The sequence below is a fragment of the Paenibacillus humicola genome, assembly GCF_028826105.1.
Lineage (GTDB): Bacteria > Bacillota > Bacilli > Paenibacillales > Paenibacillaceae > Paenibacillus_Z > Paenibacillus_Z humicola.
Window position 1 is genome coordinate 1,433,126 of record NZ_JAQGPL010000001.1, and the last position, 18,154, is coordinate 1,451,279.

The 18,154-nt window shown below is 58.5% G+C and carries 15 protein-coding genes; 10 read left to right on the forward strand and 5 right to left on the reverse strand.

All coding sequences use genetic code 11. The features are described from left to right. Positions 1–163: 163 nt before the first annotated feature. A complete protein-coding gene (locus PD282_RS06745) occupies positions 164–1,042 on the reverse strand; it encodes a cupin domain-containing protein (RefSeq protein ID WP_274649582.1) in 879 nt (292 codons plus the stop codon). A 215-nt stretch (positions 1,043–1,257) separates the two neighbouring features. On the opposite strand from PD282_RS06745, the gene PD282_RS06750 reads away from it, so the two are divergent. From PD282_RS06750 to PD282_RS06785, 8 genes are all read left to right on the forward strand, one after another. Next, positions 1,258–3,339, forward strand: a complete 2,082-nt coding sequence (locus PD282_RS06750) for an alpha-glucuronidase family glycosyl hydrolase (RefSeq protein WP_274649583.1) — start codon at positions 1,258–1,260, stop codon at positions 3,337–3,339. Between the two features lie 414 nt (positions 3,340–3,753). Next, positions 3,754–5,070, forward strand: coding sequence for an ABC transporter substrate-binding protein (locus PD282_RS06755; protein ID WP_274649584.1), 1,317 nt, complete (start codon positions 3,754–3,756; stop codon positions 5,068–5,070). Between the two features lie 64 nt (positions 5,071–5,134). Next, positions 5,135–6,019, forward strand: coding sequence for a carbohydrate ABC transporter permease (locus tag PD282_RS06760; protein ID WP_274649585.1), 885 nt, complete (start codon positions 5,135–5,137; stop codon positions 6,017–6,019). Between the two features lie 18 nt (positions 6,020–6,037). Further along, complete coding sequence (locus PD282_RS06765; protein ID WP_274649586.1) at positions 6,038–6,865, forward strand: carbohydrate ABC transporter permease; 828 nt, start codon at positions 6,038–6,040, stop codon at positions 6,863–6,865. Between the two features lie 48 nt (positions 6,866–6,913). Further along, entirely contained in the window at positions 6,914–7,930 is a 1,017-nt protein-coding gene (locus tag PD282_RS06770; protein WP_274649587.1) for a LacI family DNA-binding transcriptional regulator, read from the forward strand. Between the two features lie 32 nt (positions 7,931–7,962). Next, the gene (locus tag PD282_RS06775) at positions 7,963–8,943 is read left to right on the forward strand and encodes a carbohydrate kinase family protein (protein ID WP_274649588.1); all 981 of its coding nucleotides are present in this window, start codon (positions 7,963–7,965) and stop codon (positions 8,941–8,943) included. Between the two features lie 2 nt (positions 8,944–8,945). Beyond that, complete coding sequence (locus PD282_RS06780) at positions 8,946–9,884, forward strand: aldo/keto reductase (protein ID WP_274649589.1); 939 nt, start codon at positions 8,946–8,948, stop codon at positions 9,882–9,884. Beyond that, positions 9,884–10,642, forward strand: coding sequence for a sugar phosphate isomerase/epimerase family protein (locus tag PD282_RS06785; protein WP_274649590.1), 759 nt, complete (start codon positions 9,884–9,886; stop codon positions 10,640–10,642). The genes PD282_RS06780 and PD282_RS06785 overlap by 1 nt, the downstream gene beginning before the upstream one ends. Positions 10,643–10,775: 133 nt before the next feature. Here PD282_RS06785 and ybaK read toward each other — a convergent pair whose 3' ends face one another. Continuing rightward, positions 10,776–11,246, reverse strand: a complete 471-nt coding sequence (gene ybaK, locus PD282_RS06790; RefSeq protein ID WP_274649591.1) for a Cys-tRNA(Pro) deacylase — start codon at positions 11,244–11,246, stop codon at positions 10,776–10,778. A 285-nt stretch (positions 11,247–11,531) separates the two neighbouring features. Here ybaK and PD282_RS06795 point away from each other — a divergent pair, with 285 nt between their 5' ends. Then, positions 11,532–12,452, forward strand: coding sequence for an NAD(P)/FAD-dependent oxidoreductase (locus PD282_RS06795; RefSeq protein WP_274649592.1), 921 nt, complete (start codon positions 11,532–11,534; stop codon positions 12,450–12,452). Positions 12,453–12,536: 84 nt separating this feature from the next. On the opposite strand, the gene PD282_RS06800 is transcribed toward PD282_RS06795, so the two are convergent. Together PD282_RS06800 and fdhF are read right to left on the reverse strand one after the other, a co-directional pair. After that, on the reverse strand, positions 12,537–13,016 hold the full coding sequence (locus PD282_RS06800) for a helical membrane plugin domain-containing protein (protein WP_274649593.1): 480 nt from the start codon (positions 13,014–13,016) through the stop codon (positions 12,537–12,539). Further along, entirely contained in the window at positions 12,991–15,972 is a 2,982-nt protein-coding gene (fdhF, locus tag PD282_RS06805; RefSeq protein WP_274649594.1) for a formate dehydrogenase subunit alpha, read from the reverse strand. The genes PD282_RS06800 and fdhF overlap by 26 nt, the downstream gene beginning before the upstream one ends. 282 nt (positions 15,973–16,254) lie before the next feature. On the opposite strand from fdhF, the gene fdhD reads away from it, so the two are divergent. Further along, positions 16,255–17,049 carry a formate dehydrogenase accessory sulfurtransferase FdhD gene (gene fdhD / locus PD282_RS06810; protein WP_274649595.1) on the forward strand — a complete coding sequence of 265 codons (795 nt, stop codon included), beginning with the start codon at positions 16,255–16,257 and terminating at the stop codon, positions 17,047–17,049. A gap of 14 nt (positions 17,050–17,063) precedes the next feature. On the opposite strand, the gene PD282_RS06815 is transcribed toward fdhD, so the two are convergent. Next, complete coding sequence (locus PD282_RS06815) at positions 17,064–18,149, reverse strand: GerAB/ArcD/ProY family transporter (protein WP_274649596.1); 1,086 nt, start codon at positions 18,147–18,149, stop codon at positions 17,064–17,066. Between the last annotated feature and the right edge of the window lie 5 nt (positions 18,150–18,154).

An 18,154-nucleotide genomic window follows, 5' to 3' on the forward strand; every position in this document is an offset into this window, starting at 1 on the left:
AATTATACAAAGAGGCCGGTACGGGAACGAAGTTAAGATTCCATAAATTTTTCCTCATGTGCACGAGCGTAAGGCCGGCCGTCGGCGGCCGGCCTCTTGATTGTCGCTTCAATCGTATCCGCGGCGGCCCGAAGCCGCCGCCAAGTTCTGGCTTGACTTTCAGTCAGTGAGCGGCTTCGGAAGCCATGGCGTCCGCTTTGGTGGGATGAACGGTGCCGCGCGGGTGCTCGGGCGGCGCATAAATCACGTAAACCTTAAGCGGTTGATTGCCCGTGTTTGTTACATTATGCCACTTTCCGGCGGGGATCATGATCGCGTAGTCTTCATAAGCCTGTGCTTGAAAATCGAGCCGGTCCCGGCTGTCGCCCATCTGAACGAACCCCTGCCCCTCTTCAATCCGGATGAACTGGTCCGTATCCGGATGAACCTCGAGTCCGATGTCGTCGCCGACGCCGATGCTCATAACGGTGACCTGGAGATGATTCCCCGTCCATAAAGCGGTGCGGTACGTATTGTTCGTTTCAGCAGCTTCCTCGATATTGACCACAAACGGATCCGGACCGTAGTCTTTGAGTACGATGCGGTCTAATGAACCAAGCCGCATCGCATTTTCCTGTTCCCCGCTCGATGCGTACAAAAAGACTTGTCGAATCGGCGGATAAGGGATCCGGTCGCCGTAACCCCGGTACTGCTCCCACCCTTCAAGACCTGCTTCGCGAGCGATTCTCAGTCCGTCCTCGTAGCCGTCAAAAGCGATGGGATCGGTCTCGTAAATCGGCTCGATTCCGGTAAGCGCCCGGTATAGGCTGGCAAATTGATTGAAATGGATATTTTTGAGCGCCAATGCCTGCAAAATAAGCTCCTTATGCTTTTGGTCCGGGGCCTTATCGGCTAATCGGCGGTACAAATCCATCAAGGACGCTTCTCTTTTGGTACCGGCAAGCAGGGCATCTGATACGGAATAGTTCGGGAGCGGACCGCTTCCGGCCGGCTGAACATTCGTGTAGACCGGATACGGACCGTCGTTGAAATGTACGTACACGTTCGTTAACCTCCATGAAAAGAATATATGGCTATCCTATGCCCAGCTTTGGAAAGTGTACCCTGCCGCTGAATAAGAAAACCCGCCGTTGAACCGGCGGCTCCCCAGGCTTATAATAAGCTTGGTATGACTAGTTATATTAGTTAGCAGGAAAAGCGAGTTGAACGACAGGCCGCATGGAATGCGGCCTTGCTCGTCGCAGGGAGGAATAGGGAATGAAGGAATGGCAAGCGGAAACCGGCTACGAATGCTGGCTGCGGTATGCGCGTCTCGAGGACGGGAAGCTGCGGGATACGTATGCGTCCGTGTGCGGCGAAATCGTGACGGCCGCCGGGCAGTCGGAAGTCATCCGTGCGGCTGTAGAGGAGCTGACGGCGGCGCTGGAAGGCATGACGGGCACAGCGCCACTTGTGAGCAGTGAGACGTCCGGCAGGCGCTTCGTCGCCATCGGGACGTTCGGCGGCGGGCTGGGCGCGGTCGATGCCGCCGCGGATCCGCAGACGGTAGAGTCGCTCGGCGAAGAGGGATACGTCATTCGCTCGCTGCCGGACGGCGGCGGCGCAGGCTGCATCGCCATTGCCGGGAAGACGGACCGCGGGGCGCTGTACGGAGTGTTCCATTTCATCCGGCTGCTGCAGCAGGGAGCGGATCCGGATAAGCTGGCGGTAACGGAAAGCCCGAAAAACGGGCTGCGCATGATAAACCACTGGGATAACATGGACGGCAGCATCGAACGGGGCTACGCCGGCAGATCGTTCTTTTACCGGGACAATGAAATGACGGAGGACCTGACACGTATCCGCGATTATGCCCGGCTGCTGGCATCGGCCGGCCTGAACGCCGTCTCGATCAATAACGTGAACGTGCATCAACACGAAACGCTGCTCGTTACAGGCGCGTATTTGCCGAAGGTGAAACAGATCGCGGACGTGTTCCGGGCTTACGGCATCCGGCTGTTCCTGAGCGTCAACTTTGCCGCTCCGATCCAGATCGGCGGATTGGACAGCGCGGACCCGCTTGATCCGGACGTGAAGAAATGGTGGCGGGAGACGGCGTCCGGCATTTACCGCTGTATCCCGGATTTCGGCGGCTTCCTCGTCAAAGCGGATTCGGAGTTCCGCCCGGGACCGTTTACCTACGGCAGGGACCATGCCGACGGAGCGAACATGCTGGCCGAGGCGCTTGAGCCGCACGGCGGGATCGTCATCTGGCGCTGCTTCGTGTACAACTGCCTGCAGGACTGGCGCGACCGGTCGACGGACCGGGCAAGAGCGGCGTACGATCACTTCAAGCCGCTTGACGGGAAGTTTATGCCCAATGTCATCCTGCAGATCAAGAACGGACCGATGGATTTCCAGGTGCGCGAGCCGGTTTCCCCGCTGTTCGGCGGACTGATGGAGACGAATCAGGTGCTGGAGCTGCAAATTACGCAGGAATATACCGGCCAGCAAAAGCACCTGTGCTACCTCGTCCCGCAGTGGAAGGAAGTGCTCGACTTCGATACGCACGCCAGGGGCGAGGGCTCGACGGTGGCGGAAGCGGCAAGCGGCGCGCTGTTTAACCGGCCGCTCGGCGGCTTTGCGGCGGTGTCGAACGTCGGGGACGACGAGAACTGGACCGGCCATCTGCTGGCGCAGGCGAATTTCTACGGCTTCGGCCGGCTCGCCTGGAATCCTTCGCTGACCTCGGAGGAGATCGCGCGCGAATGGATTTGCATGACGTTCGCGGCGGACAAGGAGACCGAGGACGTCATCGCCGGCATGCTGCTGCGCTCCTGGAGCATCTATGAGAGCTACACGGCGCCGCTCGGCGTCGGCTGGATGGTGAACCCGAACCACCACTACGGCCCGAACGTGGACGGCTATGAATATTCCAAATGGGGAACGTATCACTTTTCCGACTGCCGCGGCATCGGCGTCGACCGGACCGCCGCGACGGGGACCGGCTATACGGCGCAGTATCACGAGCCGCATGCGGGATTCTATGAATCGCTGGCCGAATGCCCGGATGAGCTGCTGCTCTTCTTCCACCATGTGCCGTACACGCATGTGCTGAAGTCGGGCAAAACGGTCATCCAGCATATTTACGACGCGCATTTCGAAGGCGCCGAGGAGGCGGCCGGCCTGCTTGCGGCATGGGATTCGCTGCGCGGCAAGGTGGATGAGGGCCGTCACGCCGGGGTGCGCGAGCGGCTGGCCGAGCAGGCGGAGCACGCGAAGGAGTGGCGCGATATCATCAATACGTACTTCTGGCGCAAGTCGGGCATCGAGGACGTGAGCGGCCGGACGATTTATTAAGCGCCGAACCGGCGTTGAGCGGCGATTTCCCTTAGTACGGGGAGCCGGAAGTTGACGGCACAAAAGGATCGCGAGCCGAGCACCCGGAACGGGCGCTCGGCAGCGCGATCCTTTTCCATTTTTACACGTCCGGAGAGGACCTGACGCCGATCGTCGGAAAAATGTTGTTGTCAAAAAAAGAGGATGCGTTTATACTGAATCCATCGATCTGAAAACGATACCATAGGGAATTAGCCCTTAATCTGGTATCGATACCAGATTTCTTTTTGAGCCGTTTCTGGTATCGATACCAGAAACAGGAGAGCATGCGTTTGAATGGCCGAAGGGCGGTGGGAAAGAACCGATTGTTTCGACCTGTAAGCGGTTTTATCAGAATTCTCGAAAAATTTTTTCAATCGGGGGGAATCGAAAGCCATGAAATTGAAGTCCAAAGGTTTTTCCGCCATTTTGCTGGCCGTCTGCATCCTGCTTGTTTTATCCGCCTGCAGCTCGAATAAGCAGACCGATACCGGCTCGGCCGGCAGCTCGAATGCAAACCAAGGTTCAAATGCAGGCCAAGGCGGAACCGCCGGGAAGATTACGCTCAAGCTGTGGTACTGGAACGGCGCGATTTCCGATTCCACCATCGAAGCGGCCAAAACGAAATTCCCGAACATCGACCTGCAGGCGGAGAAGCTTCCGTCCGGAGACGACTACTTAACCAAATTGAAGGCAACGCTGGTCGGCGGCGGGGACGGACCGGATATCGTCGCCATGGACAGCTGGGTGACCTCGATGCTGACGTATAAAGACAACTTTGTGAATCTGTACGATCAGGGAGCGCGGGATATTCAGTCCCAGTACCTGGATTGGAAATGGAAAATGGCTGCGACGCCCGACGATCAATATTTGATCGGACTGCCGATCGACGTCGCTCCCGTCGTCTTGTATTACCGTACGGACCTGTTCCAGAAGGCGGGCGTTCCGAGCACGCCGGCGGACATCGCCAATCAGGTGAAGACCTGGGACGATTACTTGAATGTGCTGAAGAAAGTGAAGGACGCGACCGGCTCGACCACGGGCAACCTCGCCGATATTTTCAATACCGCCATGGGCCAGAGCAGCCAGGCTTACTTCGACGAGAAGGGCAGCTACATCGGCGATCAAGCGGTCGTCAAGGGCGCTTACGATCTGGCGGTGAAAGCGTATCAAGCGGGCGTGACGTTCCCGTATACGAACGACACCGAGAAAAACGCGGCGATCAACAACGGCAAAATTTCTTCCTTTACCGGCGCCTCCTGGGCCGTTGGCGATTTGATAAGTGCGGCACCGGGCACGAAGGGGAAATGGAACATCGCGTATCCGCCGGGCGGCGTAGGCAATCAAGGCGGCTCGTTCTTCGGCGCGCTGAAGTCGACGAAGCACCCGAAGGAAGCGTACGAGGTCATTAAATTCCTCGTGAGCCCCGAAAACCTCGTGACGGCTTACAAGGAATTCGGCAACTATCCGTCGACGCCGGAAGTGTATACGAAGCCGGAAATGGTCAACAAAAACGAATTTTTCGGCAATCAGGATTTGAGCGAAGTATTCGCCGCGGCGGCGAAGGACGTCAAAGTGGCGCATGTCGACCCGCGTGACGACATGGTTCGGACGGCGATCACCGACGCGCTTGTGGCGGTAGACAAGAAGCAGGATCCGGAGAAGGCCTGGAAAGACGCGCAGACGAAAATCCAGCGGCAGCTTTCCCACTGATCGAGGGACTAAACCACGGATGAGGCGGGCGGGGCCGGCCTCATCCCGTTAACGGAGGAATCCTATGGGAGGCCTATTGAAGGAGATTTACAAAAGCAGGGCGCTGTATCTGTTTATTTCGCCGTTTTATTTGTTGTTCCTGATCTTTTCCGTGTTTCCGATCTTCTTCTCGATGTACCTCTCCGTTCAAAAATGGGACGGCATCGGGGAGATGACGTACGTCGGCTTCGGCAATTTCACGTACATGTTCACCGACCCGACCTTCTGGCAGGCGCTCGTGAACAATATCGCCCTCTGGATTTTGGGCAACGCTCCCCAGCTCATATGCGCGCTGGTGGTGGCGTTCCTGATCAACATGACGATCGTGAAATACAAGGGCTTTTTCCGGATCGCCTATTTTCTGCCGAACATTACGTCGATGGTGGCGGTCGTCATCATCTTCCAGTCGCTGTTCGGCAGCGAATACGGGCTCATCAATTTCCTGCTGCAAAAAATCGGCTTGCCCCGGATCGACTGGTTCAGCTCGAGCTTCGGTTCCCGGACCGCGATCGCGGCGATGATCGGTTGGCGGTACATGGGCTATAACGCCATCATTTATTTGGCCGGCCTGCAGCGCATTCCGCGGGATTTGTACGAAGCGGCGGTCATCGACGGGGCGACGACGGCGCAGACGTTTTTCCGGATTTCCCTGCCCCTGCTGAAGCCGATCATTTTGTTCACCGTCATGATGTCGACCATCGGAGGGTTTCAGATTTTCACGGAGCCTCAGGTGCTGGCCGGAACCCAGTCGCCGTACCCGGGGACGGACACGATCGTGCTCTATATGTTCCGCGAAGGCTTCAATTACCAGCATTACGGTTATGCGGCGGCGGTTTCGTGGGTGCTGTTCGTCATCATCGGCCTGCTGTCGATCATCAACTGGAAGTTCTTCAACCGATCGGACGATTAGATAAACGAGGTGAACCGGGTGGGCATTGGAAATCAGACCAAAAGGATCGCGCTGCACGCGATTTTGTTGATCGGCGTTTTGTTATCCGTCTTTCCGTTCTACTGGCTGGCGGTCATGTCCACGAACGAGACGAGCGCGATCTTCGCTTTTCCTCCGAAGCTGACCTTCGGCGGTTATTTCCTGGTGAACGTGAACCATGTGCTGGAGAACAGCAATTTTATCCGGGCGTTCCTGAATACGCTGTTCGTCACCGTGGTCAGCACGACGCTGCAGCTGTTTTTCAACTCGCTGACGGGATTTACGTTCGCCAAATTCAGGTTCCCGGGCTCGAAGGCGCTGTTTTTCCTTCTGATCGGGACGATGATGATCCCGGGGCAAATGCTGCTCGTTCCGCAGTTCATCATCGTGAAAACGTTCGGCTGGGTAGGCAGCTACAAAGCGCTGATCGCGCCGAGCATCGCGACGGCGTTCGGCATTTTCTGGGTCCGGCAGTACGCGCTGTCCATCCATGACGAGCTGCTCGAGGCCGCGCGCATCGACGGCTGCAGCAAATTCGGCCAATATTGGCGGGTCGCGCTGCCGATTCTGAGGCCTGCCCTTGCGTTTCTGGCCATTACGACGTTTATGGGCACGTGGGAGGATTATTTGTGGCCGCTCATCGTGCTGAACGATTCTTCCAAATTTACTTTAATGTTGGCGCTGCAGCAGTTAAAATCAGTTCATACGGCGGATTATTCCATGGTAATGACCGGAACGCTTATGGCTACCGTTCCTCTGATCGTCATGTTCCTGCTCGTCAGCAGGCAGTTTATCGCGGGGATTATGGAGGGAGCGGTAAAAAGCTGACGAATCCGCATGCGTTGAAATTGTTTTCGGGAGGCGGAGGGAGCACACATGGCGCCGAAAATCAAGGACGTCGCGGCGAAAGCCGGCGTATCCGTGACCACGGTCTCGCGGGTGTTGAACGGCGAGAAATACGTGAAGGACGATTTGAAAGACCGGGTCAACCGGGCGATCGAGGAGCTGGGGTATACGCCCAGCCGCATCGCCAGAAGTCTGGTGCGGCGAAAAACGAATCTGATCGGGGTGATCGTTCCGGACGTGACCTCGAGCTTCTATTCCACGATTCTGAGCAGCATCGAGAAAACGGCGAGCCTGAGCGGCTACAATCTGCTCGTCTGCAATATCGTCGAGGATACGGACAAAGAGCTGAAATATTTGAACGTTTTTCAGGAAATGCGCGTCGACGGCATCATCATCATGCACGAGAAGATGAACGACGAAATCCGGGAGATGATCCACAAACTGGACATTCCCTTAATTTTCTCCAGCGTCAAGCCGGCGAATCAAAAGTTTGTTTCAGTCATTATCGACGACTACGCGGCGGCCTACGAAGCGACCCGTTACCTTGTCGGGCTCGGACACGAGCGCATCGCGTTCATCGGCGGCGACATGCGGGACGTGACGTCCGGACAGAACCGTTTTGTCGGCTACAGCAACGCGCTTGAAGACAGCGGCATAAGGTTCGACGGCGAACGGATCCGCTTCGGCGATTACAAAACGCAAAGCGGCTACGATCTCATGAAGGAATTGATGGCCGCCGAATCCCGCCCCACAGCTGTATTTGCCGCCAGCGACGATATGGCGGTAGGGGCGATGAACTGCGTACACGACCTGGGACTTAAAGTTCCGGACGATATATCGATGATCGGTTTCGACGGAAGCTGGCTGGCCGATCAGGTACGGCCGCGTCTGTCCTCGATGGAGCAGCCGATTCGGGAAATGGGCGAGACGACGGTCAAGGCGCTGATCGCGCTCATTGACGGCCGGGAGGATGCGCCAGGGCAGGATATCATTCTGCGGCACAAATTGGTCGAGCGCGACAGCTGCAAATACATCGGACGAACTTAGCCCAACATGCGGAGTGGAAGAGGGAGAGAGACGTGAACAAATTTGACGCGGTTGTCGTCGGCGACGCCAATATCGATCTGGTCGTCGCCGGATACGGCCGGTTTCCGCAGCCCGGCGAGGAAGTCTTTGTCGATCGGATGACGATGCACGTAGGCGGGGGAGCGGCTTTATTCGCGCTGTCCCTCGCCAGGCTCGGACTTGCCGTCGCCTTTAAGGGCGTGCTCGGCAGCGACAGCCTGGGACGCTTTATCCGGGAACAATTTGCTGCATATGGTATCGATACCAGTCTGATTCAGGCAAGCGGCGTTCATCCGACCGGGATCTCGATCGCGTTTAATCCCGATACGGACCGGTCCTTTATTTCGTATGCCGGCTCGAATTTGGAGCTGGACCTTGACCGTCTCAGTCCGGATGAAATCGCCCGGGGACGGCACGTTCACGTGACGGGCTATCGGGGAAGGGAAAATCACGAGCCGTACCTGAGGATGATCAAAGCGCTGAAGCGAAAAGGCGCGACCCTCTCCTGCGATGTGGGATGGGACGATTCCGGCGAATGGTACGGCGGTATTTTCGAGCTGATGCGGCATATCGACGTCTTTCTGATGAACGAGACGGAAGCGCTTCATTATACCGGCTGCAGCGACGTCGACGACGCCCTGCGCCATATGGCGCAATACGGCCGGCATATCGTCGTCAAGCTCGGGGCGGACGGCGCCGCCGCCATGAAAGACGGCCTCATCGTCCGGCGGCCGGGACACAAGGTCGAAGCCGTCGATACGACGGGCGCGGGGGACGCCTTCAATGCCGGTTACTTGTACGGGTTCATCGAGGGGCGGGATCCCGAGGCGTGTCTCGAATACGGCAATGCCTGCGGCGCATTATCCGTCGGCGCGTACGGCGGCAGCACGGCAGCGCCGGATCTCCGGCAGCTGCATGCTTTTCTTCACCGGCACCGGGGCGGGACGGAAGTCCCCGGGGAAGCGGCGCGATCCGCCTGGGAAAGGGGGAAATAACGATGCAGTACCTGCAGCTTCAAGGCGTGGATAAACCGATTTCCCGGCTCATCATGGGGACCGGCGATTTGCGGAAAATGGAAGAGCCGCAGCGGCTTATGCTGGAGGCTTTTATAAACGCCGGCGGGAACGCCTTCGATACCGCGCATCAGTACCGGGGCAGGGAGCGGCTGCTCGGCGAGTGGATCGCGGAGCATAAGCTGCGGGAGAAAGTCGTCATTATGACCAAGGGCGCGCATCATGACGACGGCAGCCCCGGACCGCGGGTCAATCCGCAGGCGATCCGCCAAGACTTGACGGAGAGCCTGGAGCGGCTCGGGACCGATTACGTCGATTTATACGCGCTGCACCGCGACGATCCGGCCGTCGAGGTCGGGCCGATTCTTGAAGAGCTGAACGCGCATTTGGAGGCGAATCGGATTCGGGCTTTCGGCGCCTCGAACTGGTCGCTCGCGCGTATCCGCGAGGCAAACGAATACGCGGCGGCCCGCGGCCTCGCGGGCTTTGCCTTCAACAGCCCGAATTTGAGTCTCGCAAAGCCTAACGAGCCGCGCTGGCCGGGCTGCGTTTCCGCGGACGAGGCCATGTGCGCCTGGCACGCGGAGAGCGGGCTGCCGCTGCTGTCCTGGTCCTCCCAGGCGGGGGGATTTTTCTCCGGGCAGTTTGCGCCGGGCGACCGGTCAGACGAGGAAATGGCGCGCGTCTATTACAGCGACGGTAACTGGGAGCGGTATCGGCGCGCCGTGGTGCTGGCGGAGAGGAAGCGGGTTTCGCCGATCCAAATTGCGCTCGCGTACGTGCTGAATCAGCCGTTTCCGACGTGCGCGATCATCGGGCCGCGCAGTCCTGAAGAGCTCGGGTCTTCGATTGAAGCGATGAATCTTTCGCTTTCCGAGGCGGAAGCGGAATGGCTGGATTTAAAAAAGGAGGCGGTCGTATAATGCTCCGGCATCAACTGGCAGCGCAGCTGTATACCCTACGCAATGAAGCGAAGAAGGATTTCGAGGCCGTGCTGCGCGAGCTGGCCCGGATGGGCTGGGCGGCCGTCCAAATCGACGGGCTGCACGGCAATCCGGCGCGCGATATCGCGGCCATTCTGAAAGAAACCGGCATGAAGACCGCCGGTATGCACGTCGGGCTGGAACGGATGAAGCACGATCTGGATCGCGTGCTCGAGGAAGCCCGGCTTTTCGAAACGAAGGATTTTATCTGCCACTCGCTGCCGGACGGCCTGCAAAATCCGGAAGGCTACGCGAGCGTAAAGCGCGATCTGCTCGACGTTGCCGCAAAGGTGGAAGGAGCGGGTTTCAGGGTCGGGTATCATAATCACGATTTTGAATTCCATACGGCCGTCGAGGGCAAATTCGCCCTTGAATATGTGCTGGACGATCCGTCGATATACGCGGAAATCGATACGTACTGGGTGAAAAAGGCCGGACAAGATCCGCTCACGTTCATCCGAAATTATGCGAACCGGATGCCGATCCTGCATCTGAAGGACATGACCGCCGACGAACGGCAGTATTTCGCCGAAATCGGCTCCGGCACGATCGATTTCGTCCCGATTATCCGTTGGGGCATGGAGAGCGGTGTGGAATGGTTCGCGGTCGAACAGGATTACTGCCCGGGCAGTCCGCTGGACAGCTTGGCCGCCAGCCTGGACTATTTACTTGCACTGGAGAAGAAGCTCGGGCTTTGAAGGCTTGAACTTTGAAGGCTTGAGCTTTATGCCGGCAGCTTGATTTACCGGGTTTGCGTATACATCGGACGGAGTGACGGGGGCTTCTCCCAAGCCGGTTAATCGGCTTCGGGAAAATCCCCTTTTTTGGTGTCTATCGCTTGATGATCGGATGAACGACGGCCTGCGTGACGCTTATGAGGTCCTCCGGCTTCAACAAAATTTCCACGCCGGCCTTGCCGCCGCTAATCCCGATTTCGTCATGCGACAGCAGCGAATCGTGGAAATAGGCCTGGAGTTTCTTTTTCATCCCGATCGGAGAAACGCTGCCCCGCATATAGCCGGTTACCGGCAGAACGTCTTTGAGCGGCAGCAGATCGGCCGTTTTATTCCCGCTGATCCGGGCGATCGCTTTCAAATCCAGTTCCGCGGGGGAAGGAATGCAGGCCGCAAACGGCCCGGTCCGGTCCCCCTTCAAGACGAGCGTCTTAAACACGATGTCCGGCGGTACCTGCATCAGAGCCGCCGCGCGTTCCGCCGAAAATTGCTCCTGCGGGAGATGATAGGTCAAGATGCGATATTTGATGTTTGCTTGATCCAGTATGCGTGCGGCATTTGTTTTCATGAAGTCCCGTCCAATCGCAGGTGATTTCGAGTCTTATTTTATTTAGTCTGAGATCATGGAAATCCTCTTTTTCCGCGTGAGCACGTCACTGGGCGGGTTGTCCGATTGGTCCAGCTTCCAAATATCCAACGGGACAGCCTCATGGGGAATAGCGTATCCAGCGGTCAAGCTCCGCAAGCACGAAAGCTTAAGTCAGCCGGGCGGCTTTATGCAATGTTGACATGCTTCGAGTCGAAATGTCAAAATGGAGAGAATGAACGCAAGCGCGACAGGGAGGCAAATCGCATGGTCCATAAATGCATCATTATCGGCGGAGGCGTCGCGGGACTGACCGCCTCCATTTATTTGGCCAGAGCCGGCCTGGAGCCGCTCGTCATCAAAGGGCCGAATCCGAGCAGTCATGTCATGACGACGATCGACGTCGAATATTTTCCCGGCGTTCCGCAGGGGATCGAAGGCCCGGCGCTGCTCGACAATATGTTTAGGCAGGCCGAGCTGCTCGGCGCGCGTTTTCGGCTCGGAACGGTCACTTCCGTGGACTTGTCCAAGCGTCCCTATACCGTTGTGCAGGGCGGGGATATCCTTCGGACGGAATCGCTCATTATCGCGACGGGTTCGACGGCCAAATATCTCGGCATTCCGGGAGAGGAGCAGGAGCGCGGACTACGGATCAGCACCTGCGCGCCGTGCAACGGATTTTTCTTCCGGGGCAAAAAAGTGATCGTGGTCGGCGGCGGCGATTCCGCGATGGAAGAAGCCGAATATTTGACCCGCTATGCGTCCGAAGTGACGATCGTGCACCGGCGCGGCGTGCTGCGCGCGTCGCAGACGTTCCAGGAAAAGGTGCTGCATCATCCGAAGGTCAGCCTGCTGCTTAACCGGACGCCGCTTGAGGTGCTGCCGGTCGAACGCGGCATCGCCGGCTTGAAGGTGAGCAACAACGAGACCGGCGAGGAGGAAACGGTTCCGGCGGACGGCATTTTCGTCGCCATCGGCAAAGCGCCGAACACCCAGTTCCTCGGCGGGCAGCTGCCGACGGACAGCCGGGGCTATTTGCTCGTGAAGCCCGGCACGTCGGAGACGGAGATTGCCGGGGTATTCGCCTGCGGCGAAGCGCAGGACAGCCGCTACGGCCATCTGCTGACGGCGACCGGCTCCGGATGCGCGGCGGCGATCGATTGCGAGCGGTACCTGGCTTCCGAATAAGGGTACGGCACGGCAAAAAATGCGGCAGCTTCAGGGTGAACTCTCCCCGGAGCTGCCGCATTTGGTTTTCGGGCAGTCAGCCGGTCATTTGCCCAGGCTTTGGCCCATCCCTTTCAAAAAATGAAGGCCGAAGCCGACCGCCCGGTTAATGTCGGGGTCGCTGAGCGCCTTCATCAAATCCCAGAGGCCGATCCTGCGCTCCGCCTGCAGCTGCTCCTCGGCATGCTCCATGCCCGATACGATGCTGCCGAGCAGCTTCTTCGTCAGCTCGGGATCCAGCTCGGACATCGCGCCGGCCGCTCCCATCACATGATTGATCGTATTGGTGACCGGCTTGCGGGACGCCTGGCCAAGCGCGATCTCCGCGATCTTCTCCTTGGCCCGGAGCATCGCCAGCGCGGCTTCGAGCACGCCGCCGTCGTTCAGCTCGCGCAAGAGGGCAAGCGCCGCATGAAGCGGCTCGCCGCTTTCCGCGACGTCGGCGGAAAGCTGCTCCAGCGCCTGCTTACGCTGCTCCTCCTCGGTCGGAACAGGCGTTTTAACGGACGTAATCGGCTTGGCCAAGGCGCTCTCCTCCTTCTTCCCGGTCGACAAGCGGTTTATAATCGGGACGGCTCCATTTGCGGTGCGCTTCCACGCCGTTTTGCGGATGGCGTTTCTTGTTGCGCGGGCTGGCGGGCGGCAGCGGGCTGCTTCCTTCCGCCCGCAGCACCTGCATGCGGACCTTCATTTGCTTGAAGGCCGGCGTGTGCGTCTTCACGTCGACCGCGCCGCCGGTAAGCAGGTTGACGGCGGATTCATGGCTGACCGAGTGCATCGGCACATAGATGTCTTTGCCCCGCATGCGGTCGGTGACGACGGCGCGCAGCTTGATGGCGCCGTACGGCGATTCGAGCCGGACGAGCGAGCCGTCCTTGACCCCGCGTTCCGCGGCGAGCTGAGGAGAAACCTCGACAAACACGTCCGGCAGCTTCACTTGAATCCCGCCGGATTTCGCGGTCAAATTTCCCTCGTGAAACTGCTCCAGCAGACGGCCGTTGTCCAGCGTCAAATCGAACTCGTCCGGGAACTGCGCGGGCGGGACATACTCAAGCAGCGCCAGCCGGGCTTTCCCGTCCGGGAAATGGAAGCCGTTCCGGTGCAGCAGCGGCGTGTCGGTGCCGTCCGGCGAGCCCCAATGGAAGCTGTTCCAGCCTTCCAGGACGTCATAGCTGCAAGTCGAGAAAAACGGCGTCAGCGACGCCATCTCGCCGAAAATGTCGCCCGGATGGCCGTAGCTCCAGTCGAAGCCCATGCGCCGCGCAAACTGCGTGAAAATCCACCAGTCGGGCTTGCTGTCTCCCAGCGGCTCCATCACCCGGTACAAGCGCTGCACGCGCCGCTCCGTATTGGTAAACGTCCCTTCCTTCTCGAGCGACGGTGACGCGGGCAGGATGATATCCGCGAACTGCGCGGTTTTGCTTAGGAAAATATCCTGCACGACGAGAAAATCGAGCCGCTCCAGCATCTCCTGCGTATGGTTCGCGTCGGCGTCGACCCAGGCCATCTCTTCGCCGCAAATGTACATCGCTTTGAGCTCGCCTCTGCCGACGGCCGCCAGCATTTCAATGTTGTTGAGACCGCGCTCGCCGGGAATGGATACGCCGTATGCCCGCTCGAATTTGGCCCGCACCTCGGGATCGGTTACCGGCTGGTACCCCGGGAAAATATCCGGCATCGTCCCCATGTCCGCCGCCCCCTGCACGTTGTTGTGTCCGCGCAGCGGATACGCGCCGGCGCCCGGGCGCATGAAGTTGCCCGTTACCAGCAGCAGGTTGGCGATGGCGGCGGAGGTGTGGGACCCCGCAACGTTCTGCGTCACGCCCATGCCCCAGCAGATCGCCGTCCCGTCGGCTTCGCGAATCATGGCGGCGACCCGGATCAGCGTCTCCTTCGGGATGCCCGTTTCCCGCTCCGCAAATTCGAGCGTGTATGGCTCCAGCAGCTTCACGTATTCCGGAAAGAAATGGACATGCTCGCGGATAAACGAGGCGTCGTGCCATCCTTGATCGATGATGTACTTCGCAACGGCGGACAGCCAGACATAATCCGTTCCCTGCTTCGGACGGATGAACAGATCGGCGCGGTCCGCCATCTCGTGACGGCGCAGATCGACCGCAATGAGCTTCTGCCCGTGCAGCTTGTGCGACCGCTTAATGCGCGAGGCAAGCACGGGGTGCCCTTCGGCCGGCGCGCAGCCGACCAGAATGACGAGCCCGGCCGATGCGATATCCCGGATCGTGCCGGTGTCGGCGCCGATGCCGCCCGTTTCCCGGAGCCCCCAGGATGCGGGAGACTGGCAGTAGCGCGAGCAGTTGTCGACGTTGTTTGTTCCGAACACCTGACGAGCCAGCTTCTGCATCAAGTAATTCTCTTCATTGGTGCATTTGGACGAAGAAATGAAGCCGATCGCATCGCCGCCGAAGGTTTCCCGGATATCGCCGAGACGGCTGGCCATGAGCTCGAACGCCTCCTCCCACGTCGCCTCTTCAAAGTGGTCGCCGCGGCGGATGAGCGGCTTCGTCAGCCGCTGCTCGCTGTTCACGAAATCCCAGCCGAATTTGCCTTTGACGCAGGTGGAGATCCCGTTGACGGGCCCGTCCGAGGTCGGCTGGACCTTTAAAATCTTGCGGTCCTTGGTCCATACCTCGAAGGTGCAGCCGACCCCGCAAAACGTGCAAACCGTCTTCGTTTTGTTCGTGCGCGTCTCCCGCATCGCGGCTTCCATCTCGGAAACGGCGAAAATGCCGCTGTAGCCGGGCTCCACTTCCTTGATCAGATCGATCATCGGGTCCAGCAGATCCTTCCGGATGCCGCTCATAAAGCCCGCCTCGCCCAGCATCGATTTCTCCATCAAGGCGTTGCACGGGCATACGGTGACGCATTGGCCGCAGCTTACGCAGGAGGATTCGTTAATGGCCGCGCCGTCGTCCCAGATGACACGCGGGCGTTCCGCTTCCCAGTCGATGGAAAGCGTTTCGTTCACCTGCAGATTTTGGCACACCTCGACGCATTGGCCGCAGGCGAGGCACTGGTTTGGATCGTAACGGTAGAACGGGTGGGACATGTCCACCCCGGAGGCGTCCGTCTTCGGCAGGTAAGGGCGCTGCTGATGCTCGATTTCCATCAGCTCGGCGGTATTGTGCAGCTTGCAATCGCCGTTGTTGTTGTCGCATACCGTACAGTAGAGCAGATGATTTTCCAGCAGGCGGTCCATCGCTTCGGTTCGGGCCGCTTGCGCTCGCGGGGAAGCCAGTTCGATCCGCATGCCGTCCTCGGCGGCCGTCGAACAGGCGCGCACCAGTTCGCCGCCCGCTTCGACGATGCACGTATCGCAGGTCCGGATCGGATCGACCTCGGGCACGTAGCACATTTCGGGATGAGGGATCGAAAGCTGATGAATGGCGTCCAGAATGGTGGAGCCTTTGCGGATTTCGACTTCCTTGCGATCGATCGTAAGACGGATGACGGGTTCGGCCACAGGACAATCTCCTCTCGGTTTGGGATTCATCCATCAAAAAGCTCCACCGAAATACGGCGTCCGGTTCGAATACGCGTATTTGCGGTGGAGCGTCAATTAAAATTATCATAACGCTGAAAGCGGTTAATTTCAAGGCCGCTGTCATGCCTGCCGGGCGCAAACCATCCGAAAAAAGCGCCGACCGGCATCGGGCGGATTGACAAACGCGCGAGGTTTGCCGACAATGTGATCGTTGCCGGATTCGTTACAGGGCTCGCGAAGACGCGAAGGAGGTAGGGGCTTATGACGCTGCCGATCGAGGTGACCCGCCGGGTCGTCCGTTATGACCGGGACCGAATGGAGGACGTTCAGGATACGGTCGTCACGGAATATCCCGTCACGATCACGATTAATGGAGAGGAATTTGCTACCCTGGTGTGCACCCCGGAGCATATGGAGGATCTGGCGGCGGGATTTCTGGCTTCCGAAGGGGTGATCCGTACGTTCGCCGATATCGAGCAGATCGGGCTCGACGAAGAGGAAGGGTTTATCCATATCTCAACCCGCGCCATGAATGCGTATTACCGGGATTTTCATTCGAAGCGGTACATCGGATCGTGCTGCGGAAAAAGCAGGCAGGGCTTCTATTTTATGAACGACGCCGCGACGAAGCCCTTAACCGATATCCAGGTCACGTTATCCGCGCAGGACTGCTTCAGGCTCATGGCCGAGCTACACGGCTCGGCGGAGACGTTCCGCAACACTGGGGGCGTCCACAATGCGGCGCTGTGCGACCGGAACGGGATTCTGCTGTCGCGCATGGATATCGGGCGGCATAATGCGCTGGATAAAATTTACGGTCACTGCCTCCGGCATCAAGTCCCGCTGTCCGACAAAATCATCGTGTTCAGCGGCCGGATATCGTCGGAAATTTTGCTGAAGGCGGCGAAAATCGGGTGCGGGGTCGTCGTGTCCAAATCCGCTCCGACGGAGCTTGCGCTTCAGCTTGCGGACGACCTGGGCATAACGGCCGTCGGATTCGTCCGGAACGATTCGCTTAACGTGTATACGCACCCGGAACGGGTGGAGCGGGGCTGAAGGCGGGATGCGGGTCAGGCCCGCGCCGCCTTCTTTTTCGCGGCCGTCACGATCCACAGCAGCAGCGGAATGGCGATGCCGCAGACGGGAATGACGATCCATCTCCACAGCGCCTGGAGCTTTTCGATGGTCAATTCTTTCGGGATAAGAAGCGCAATCAGGAAAATGACCGGCGTGCTGAACCAGATGATTTTCCGCCAATCCTTCACGCGGATGCAAAGCGCCATTTCGGAGCTTGTAAGAAACAAATAAAAGCAAATTTTGGCAAATACGCCGAATACCCAAATGAAAATGACGAAGATATCGACATTCTGGATGAAATTCAAAATATTAATCGACCGGACGAGCATGAAATAGGGGAATCGAAGCTTCGCCGCCACGTGCGGTCCGAACACCGTCAGCACCATGACCGTAGCGGCCGCAACCGTGATGACGGTAACGGCTATGCCGAGCATGGACCTCGAAAGCGCCTGACTCGGATTTTTCATATGCGCAATGAGACTGAGCAGCAGGAACGACTCTCCGAAGAAGGAAGCGGGCGCATAGGCCCCGGACATAATCCGCTGCCAGCCGGAATCCCAATAGACGGGCAGAATGTGCTTCCAGTCCATGATGCCCATATTTAAAGCGAAGCTTAAGAGCAGCGTCAATAACGTAACCGGGCCGGCAATTTCGCAAAATCGGGCGATTCCTTTGATCCCGCAATTATACGTCAAGTAAATCATCGCCCCCGTCATCAGAAGCATAATGACCCAGACGGGCGTCTTGTCCAGCAGAATCAAGTGGATGAAATCGGCAAAGGAGCGCAGCACGTCCCCGGCAAGGATGTACCAGGCCGTGAAATAAGGGAGCAGGATGATTCTTCCTCCCCATTTGCCGAGCAGCTTTTGGCTGAAGGCGGCCAAAGTCTCGCCGGGGTGCAGGACGCTTAAGCGAACGACAAGAAAAGTAATGGCGGCGCCGGCCAGCCCGCCGGCAAGCATGGAAAGCCAGGCGTCCTGCCCCGATTGCTGGATTGCCGGCGAAATGCGCAGCCAAACCGCCATGACCACTTCGACCGTCGTTATGATCCAAAAAATTTGGAATCCCGTCAGCTTCACAAGCT

Bases quoted from the DNA above. Each gene is read 5' to 3' on its own strand.
- PD282_RS06795 (WP_274649592.1), top strand. From the start codon at position 11,532: ATGGTCCATAAATGCATCATTATCGGCGGAGGCGTCGCGGGACTGACC.
- PD282_RS06785 (WP_274649590.1), top strand. From the start codon at position 9,884: ATGCTCCGGCATCAACTGGCAGCGCAGCTGTATACCCTACGCAATGAA.
- PD282_RS06750 (WP_274649583.1), top strand. From the start codon at position 1,258: ATGAAGGAATGGCAAGCGGAAACCGGCTACGAATGCTGGCTGCGGTAT.
- PD282_RS06770 (WP_274649587.1), top strand. From the start codon at position 6,914: ATGGCGCCGAAAATCAAGGACGTCGCGGCGAAAGCCGGCGTATCCGTG.
- PD282_RS06760 (WP_274649585.1), top strand. From the start codon at position 5,135: ATGGGAGGCCTATTGAAGGAGATTTACAAAAGCAGGGCGCTGTATCTG.
- PD282_RS06780 (WP_274649589.1), top strand. From the start codon at position 8,946: ATGCAGTACCTGCAGCTTCAAGGCGTGGATAAACCGATTTCCCGGCTC.
- ybaK (WP_274649591.1), bottom strand. From the start codon at position 11,246: ATGAAAACAAATGCCGCACGCATACTGGATCAAGCAAACATCAAATAT.
- fdhD (WP_274649595.1), top strand. From the start codon at position 16,255: ATGACGCTGCCGATCGAGGTGACCCGCCGGGTCGTCCGTTATGACCGG.
- PD282_RS06755 (WP_274649584.1), top strand. From the start codon at position 3,754: ATGAAATTGAAGTCCAAAGGTTTTTCCGCCATTTTGCTGGCCGTCTGC.